The sequence below is a fragment of the Tsukamurella pseudospumae genome, from assembly GCF_001575195.1.
GTDB classification, from domain to species: domain Bacteria; phylum Actinomycetota; class Actinomycetes; order Mycobacteriales; family Mycobacteriaceae; genus Tsukamurella; species Tsukamurella pseudospumae.
In genome coordinates, this window is sequence record NZ_LSRF01000014.1 from 20,994 (window position 1) to 27,435 (window position 6,442).

General features: G+C 66.1%; 6 protein-coding genes. 1 reads left to right on the plus strand and 5 read right to left on the minus strand.

The annotated features are described in order from the left end of the window. Positions 1 to 95 precede the first annotated feature (95 nt). Complete coding sequence (locus AXK60_RS08820; protein ID WP_019201637.1) at positions 96 to 632, minus strand: hypothetical protein; 537 nt, start codon at positions 630 to 632, stop codon at positions 96 to 98. A 221-nt stretch (positions 633 to 853) separates the two neighbouring features. Here AXK60_RS08820 and AXK60_RS08825 point away from each other — a divergent pair, with 221 nt between their 5' ends. Next, on the plus strand, positions 854 to 1,972 hold the full coding sequence (locus tag AXK60_RS08825) for a prolipoprotein diacylglyceryl transferase family protein (protein WP_160126343.1): 1,119 nt from the start codon (positions 854 to 856) through the stop codon (positions 1,970 to 1,972). A gap of 67 nt (positions 1,973 to 2,039) precedes the next feature. Here AXK60_RS08825 and AXK60_RS08830 read toward each other — a convergent pair whose 3' ends face one another. From AXK60_RS08830 to AXK60_RS08845, 4 genes are all read right to left on the minus strand, one after another. After that, positions 2,040 to 3,296: a L,D-transpeptidase gene (locus tag AXK60_RS08830; protein ID WP_082756359.1), complete on the minus strand. Its 1,257-nt coding sequence runs from the start codon at positions 3,294 to 3,296 to the stop codon at positions 2,040 to 2,042. 187 nt (positions 3,297 to 3,483) lie between these two features. Next, positions 3,484 to 3,870 carry a TlpA family protein disulfide reductase gene (locus AXK60_RS27925; RefSeq protein ID WP_217491769.1) on the minus strand — a complete coding sequence of 129 codons (387 nt, stop codon included), beginning with the start codon at positions 3,868 to 3,870 and terminating at the stop codon, positions 3,484 to 3,486. 319 nt (positions 3,871 to 4,189) lie between these two features. Further along, positions 4,190 to 5,707 carry an apolipoprotein N-acyltransferase gene (lnt, locus tag AXK60_RS08840; RefSeq protein WP_082756363.1) on the minus strand — a complete coding sequence of 506 codons (1,518 nt, stop codon included), beginning with the start codon at positions 5,705 to 5,707 and terminating at the stop codon, positions 4,190 to 4,192. Positions 5,708 to 5,962: 255 nt separating this feature from the next. Further along, positions 5,963 to 6,442 (minus strand): ATP-binding protein (locus tag AXK60_RS08845; protein ID WP_139057837.1); only part of this gene is annotated, 480 nt, incomplete at its 5' end.

Genomic DNA, 6,442 nt, shown 5'->3' on the forward strand with positions numbered 1-6,442 from the left:
AGTGCGACCCACGAGTCGCATTTCAGCGACCGTACACCGAGTCCCGAGCGCCTACGTCCTTGAGCCACTACGCTCCGGTGCCGCTATTCGACGAGTCACGAATGCCGATGCCCGGCGGTCGTGTCCACAGCCACAGGCATCTTCGCCGAGGGGTCGCACACCCCGGCGGGGCATTCGCTCACCTGTAGCGGATGCTCAGGCTCGCCGCCCCGCCACGACCACCGTATCCCCCAGCGGGTGGCGACCGCGGCACCCATGGCGAGGGCCGAGACGACAGCAACCAGGGGCTGCAGCGGCGCCCACAGCGTCAACGCTCCCGACGCGCCCAACATCGCGACGACGACCTTGTTACACAACGGGCACCCCACCGCGAGCGTCGACAGGACCACACCGGAAGTGCCTCGCACAGCACCACGATTCCACCCGGCCACCACCGGAGCTGCCAGCCAGGCGGCCGCGAGAACGGTCACCACCACGAGGACGAGGTAGTCCCACCAGCGCACCGGCGTCATCCGGGTGAAGACAGGATTGGGAAGCACTCGGGAGGGGATCGCGATCACCAGTGCGATCAGCGCACCGCCAGCCGCTGCGTGCCACCACCGCACCCGTCCAATGACCGCCCTGCGGTTCATACCACTCACAGTGCACCCTCCTCACCTCGCGCTTGTCTTTCCTCGAACTCAGCATAACTACTAGATCACATAGTAGTTCTTGGTGGCGGGCCTGCCCGCCCCTCATCTACTATTCAACATAGTAGTTACCTACTAAGCGTGTTAGTAGCTCAATCTCGGGAGAGGCCTGATCGATGAAACATCTCTCTAGCGTGCCGGATCCAGACGTGGGCCTTCCAACGGTGACCGAATCCGTCGGCGCGCCGGTGCGGCATGACGCGGTGCAGGCGTCGGAGAGGATCTCGACGATCACCGGTCCGGTGGGCGGTTGCGACCCAGTGAACGAAGCGGAGCCACAAGGACTGTCCGCTACGTACGTGCTAGACGCGGTCAGCGCTCCCGGTGCGCTCCGGATGCAGTACGAGGGCCTACGGATCGGCGCCGAGGCCGACGATACGCAAGGGCGATTCACCTGCCAGCGCGATGTCAGTCTCGCGGCGGCCCGCGGGCGGCCGGTCGCTGTGACCGAGCGGCTATCGGGGATCCCGGCAGGCGAGTGGGATATTCGGGTGCGAGCAGCGTGGACACCGGCTGCGACGCAGGCGGGCGAGCTGGCGGGCGAGATGAAGCTTCCGGACCAGCAGATGCGGGTCCGGACGGTGTTCGCGCCTCTGGCACACGGGCCCGCGGTGGCAGCGTGGTGTTGGCCGCTGCTGGTGGGGCTCGGCGCTGTCGTCGCGGTCGCGCTCATGGCAGTGAACGTCTCCCTCGCTGGCGGCTCTGCATTCGCGGCGGTGGGGATCAGCGGTGTGGCCTGTGCTGTGGGGTTTCTCGGCGCGCGGTTGTGGTTCTTGGCAATCCATCGGATGCCGCTACGGAAGCTGCTGTCCTCCGGAGCCTGCATTCAGGGGTTCAACGCCGCTGCCGCGGTGGTCTTGGTGATGGGGGCGCCGGCGATCGGACTGTCATGGGGCGCGGTGCTCGATTCTGCTGCCCCGGCACTGCTCGCAGGGATGGCCGTCGGGAGGCCGGGGTGTTGGCTGACCGGCTGTTGCGCTGGAAAGGTCACCGTGTCGCGGTGGTCACTGTGGTCATCGGATCGGAGGGTGGCCGCTTCACGCTATCCGGTGCAGCTGTTTGAAGCTGCGGCGTGCGGGACGCTGGCGATAGGGGCCGAATTCCTGTTCCTGGGCGTCCGGCACTCGGGAGCGATCTTCGTGATCGGACTCGCTGCCTACGCGCTGATCCGGCAGGTGCTGTTTCCGCTGCGCTCCGACCCGCACACTCGGTGGGGGCGTACCGCAGTCGCAGCAGGTGCTACGGCCGCGATCGCGGTGGCGATATGGGTGATGACGTTGTGACGAGTCGGCGGGGCTACCGGGATGTGCTCAGACAGATCCGGACTGCCTCGCCCATTCTCCGTCCTGGTCAGCGGCCTTCCGACGACGCCAGGGCGCTGGCTTTGGTCCACTGCTGCCAGGGCACACTCCAGTCACCGTTCTGCCATTGCTCGAGAGGTGCGCCGCCAGTGTTGCGGATTTCGACGATGTCGCCGGGGACCGAGAAGTCGAAGAACCATCGAGCGTTGTCACCGTTGAGGTTGAGGCACCCGTGGGAAGTGTTCGTGTTGCCCTGCGCCCACACAGAACTGTCGAGTTGGTGCAGGTAGATACCGTCTGTGCTGATCCGTGTCGCGTAGTTGATCGTCTGTTTGTACCCCAAGCGCGAGTTGATCGGTAGCCCGTAGGTGGACGAGTCCATCACCACCGGGTTCGCCTTGTCCATCACGGTGTAGATGCCCCGTTGGGTCCAGAAGCTGATGGTGTTGCCGTTGATGATCTCGCTGCCGCCCATGCCCATGGAGGTGGGCATCGTACGGACGAGATTACCGCCGTCGTAGACGGTGACCGTCTTGGTCGCGTCGTCGGCGATCGAGACATGCGAGGCGCCGATGGTCGCACTGGCACGCACGTCCTCGGCGCCGTAGAGGCGCTCGCCCAGGCGGACACCGTATAGCGCGGCGTCCACGGTGATCTGAGTGCCCGGCGTGTGGTATTTCTCAGGTCGCCAATGCGCTTCGGTATTCGAGACCCAGCACCACGCTCCCTCGACCGCGGGTGTACAGGTGACTTTCATACGACGTTCTGCCTCGGCGCGGTCTGCGATGTCGGTGTCGAACTTCGCCACTAGCACCAGCCCCACACCGTAGGTCCGCCCTTCGCCGACCGGGATGCCCGCCGTCGTTGCCAGCTCCATCGTCACCTGCGCCTGTGGTGCGAGCGTGGTGAACGTGCTCTGCCGTTCGGTCCGGCGTCCTGCCTCATCGACCGCGACCGCTCGCAAGCGGTAGGTGCGGCCGAATCCAAGGGGCTCACCGGCCGACCAGAATTTGCGCGGTGCGTCCAACGTGCCGGCAACGGCACGCCCCGCCTCGTTGGTGAGCGTGACTTCGGCGAGGGCGCCAGTGCCCACGACATGGACAGTGACCGGTGTTCGTGGCGTGACTTCCGCGGCGCCGTCGGCCGGCGCCAACTCGATCCGTAGACCGGCGCCGGACGATTCCGGTGAGGACGAGGGGCCGCTCAGCGGCACCGCGCCCCACTCAACACCGCAGGCGGACGTGATCGCGACGGCTCCGATTCCGGTTGCCGTCCGCGCCAGCAGAGTTCGCCGTTGCAGAACCATTCAACCTCCCTCGATCCGCCTCATCGCGCAACTACTAATTTGCATAGTACTTTATGGTGAGTGGTCGAGCCCATCAGGCCCGCACGCGAGGTACTCTCACCCGCTGCGCCGGTACCGGCACCAGGCGCGGCGAGTCGTCGAGTAGGTACAGGGTGGGTGTTGTGACCCGTTCCATCGACTAAAGCGCTCACTTGCCCGGCAGCGAGGGTTGCGCCCTCGCAACAGCGTCCTCGATGTCCTGTACTGATCGGAAGACCAGCGGGTCCACGATCCGCTGCACGGAGCCGTCGGGGCGGACGAGAAAGGACAGCGGCAGCAAAGGCGGGATCTGCAGTGCCCTCGCCACCGCGCCGTCTGCGTCGATGATGCTCGGGTACGCGAGAGCGAGATCGGTGGCGAAGGTGCGGGCGTAACTCTCGACGTCGCGGACGTTGATCCCGAGTACCTGGACTGCCTCGGGGCGTTGGGCGTAGCGCGAGAGGATCGGCATTTCTTCGCGACATGTCCCGCACCAGGACGCCCAGAAGTTGAGCAAGGTGGTTCTTCCTACGGTGAGTTGTCCGAGGTTTATCACATCGGGGGTACTGAGGCAGGGCTCAGACAGATCAGCCAGGGGCCCAGCGGGTCGGGCTGATGCCGATTTCGTTCCGCCGCACTGCGGTTTAGGTTCACCACGGGCTAAGCTGGTCTGGAGTGGAGCCTCGGTTCCAGTGCGAGTGCCGGTGGAGGCCGTATCGTGGTCTCCTGGTTTTTCTGTGAGCGAGTGCGCGGTCGAGATGGCGATGAGCAGCAGCGCGGCAGCGATCGCGATCAGGGCCAATGCGTACCGGTGCCGGCGATGCCACGGCGGGGTTGAGGCGCTCTCGTCGGGTACGGGGGGGGGAGGGCGACGCTCATGGGCTCTTCTGCTCGTCGATGGGCACGGGCGTCGTATCGGCGGGGACCGACCGTTTGAGACCGGAGGTGCGACGTGCGCGCCGTTTGAACACCGTTGCGGCGATCAGAGCCGCAGCGGCCAGGGCGGACGTGATCGCTTCGGGCAACGCGCCCCAGCGGGTGGCGAGTGTGAGCCGGTCGTCGAGGGGAACTGTCGCGATCAGAGTATCCGCACTGAACAGTGCGGACTGGTCGGTGACCGTCCCGTCCGGGGTAACGACTGCGCTGACGCCACTCGTCGCGGCGATCAGGACGGTGCGGCGGTGCTCAATGGCCCGCAGTCGGGACATCGCCAGTTGTTGGAATGACATGGCCGTGCGGCCGAACGTCGCGTTGTTGGTGGGCACGGTGATCAGCTGAGCTCCACCACGTACAGATTCACGGATGAGGTCGTCGAAGGCCACTTCGTAGCAGATGGCAGCCGCGGTCGGTATGCCAGCGAGGGTGACAATGCCGTCACCATCGCCAGGCACGAACCGGCCGGCCTTGTCGGCGTATGCGGACAGGCGGGTTGCGACCGGCCGCATCGGTAGGTACTCCCCGAAGGGCACCAGTCGCCGCTTGATGTGTTGCTGCCCTGGACCGGAGCCGGGGTTCCAGACGATGGAGACGTTGCGTGATGTGCCGTCGTCGGCGGAGAGTACTGCACCGACGAGGACAGGTACGCCGAGCCTGTTGACCGTCTCATCGATCCGCGCGCGCACCTGCCGATCGCGCAGCGGGTCGATATCCGAGGCGTTCTCGGGCCAGACGATCATGGCGGGCCGGGGCATCTGGCCAGATTCGATGGCACTGGCGAGGTCCTCGGTGCGTCGTAGGTGATTCTCGAGCACTGCGGCACGCTGAGCATTGAAGTCCAGTCCTAGGCGGGGAACGTTGCCTTGGATCACCGCAACGGTCACGCTCGCTCGCGGTTCGTACGCTGGTAGCGCGATTAGGAGTGCTGCGCCGGCGAACGGGAGGATGCCACCAAGCGACGCACGGACAGCAGCGCGCGGTGACCTCCGCAGTGCCGCGCGGACCACGGCGAAACCGGAGCACCCGATGAGGGCGACCGCGAACGAGACAGCCGGTGCGCCGCCGACCGCGGCCAACTGTACGAGAGGCCCATCGGTCTGCCCGAACGCCAACTTTCCCCAAGGGAACCCGCCGAATGGCAGGCGGCTGCGCAGTGCCTCCGTCGCTGTCCACGCGCAGGCGCACCACAGCGGGTAGCCGGGGAGAACCACCATCCGGCTGACCAAGGCGCCGAACACCGCTACCGCGACGGCTTCGACCGCGGCGAGCGCGATCCACGGCCCAGCCCCAACGTAGATGCCTACCCACGGAAGCAAGGGCAGGAAGAACGCCAGCCCCGCGGCGTAACCGTACAGCAGGGCTTGGCCGATTCCGCAGCCCCACACGGCGGCGACCACGAGCGCGACACCGACCGGCGCCGCTCCCCACAGCGCGGTGGGTGGGAACGAGATGAACATCGCTCCGCCGCCGGCGGCAGCCAGAAGTAGCCTGACCGCTGTGTGCGTCCACGGCCAATGAGTCGGCCCCCACCGAGTGGATGTCGCGGATGGGAGCCTTCGTGCTGTCTGCGTGGTCACGAGTGAGATCTCCTCAATTCTGGACCGTGGTGGTGCTGCTCGTCGCGAGTCGTCTGGGCGATCGCGGGCGTTGATCAGGCTCATCGAAAGTCCCCAGTGATGCTCATTGAAATTCCTCACCTGGGTGCGGTCGGATTATAGCGGTCGGCGGCTGGGTGCGATTGCTGTGCGGTGGGTTTCGTTGCGGGCGTGGTGGTCTCGTAGTCGGTAGCTGTCGCCGTCGAGTTTGAGGACGACGGAGCGGTGTAGGAGCCTGTCGAGCATGGCCGCGGCGACGGTGGTGTCGCCGAGGACTTCGCCCCATTCGGAGACCGATCGGTTGGTGGTGATGACGATCGATGTTTTCAGATACCGTTGCGCGACAACCTGAAACAACGCTGATGCGGCTTCGGCGGGCAAGGGGAGGTAGCCGAGTTCGTCGATGACGAGCAGCGTCGGGCCAGCGAAGAACCGCATGGTCGTCGACCAGCGGCCTTCGATCGCCGCTTTGTGGCAGCGGGCGGCCAGGTCGGCGGCGGTGGTGACGTAGGTGCGGTATCCGGCGTGCACTGCGGCATGCGCGAGCCCGACCGCGAGGTGGGTTTTCCCGGTGCCGGGTGGTCCGACGAGCATCAC

Coding starts and splice junctions, on each gene's coding strand:
- AXK60_RS08820 (WP_019201637.1), bottom strand. CDS start 632: ATGAACCGCAGGGCGGTCATTGGACGGGTGCGGTGGTGGCACGCAGCG.
- AXK60_RS08830 (WP_082756359.1), bottom strand. CDS start 3,296: ATGGTTCTGCAACGGCGAACTCTGCTGGCGCGGACGGCAACCGGAATC.
- lnt (WP_082756363.1), bottom strand. CDS start 5,707: ATGTTCATCTCGTTCCCACCCACCGCGCTGTGGGGAGCGGCGCCGGTC.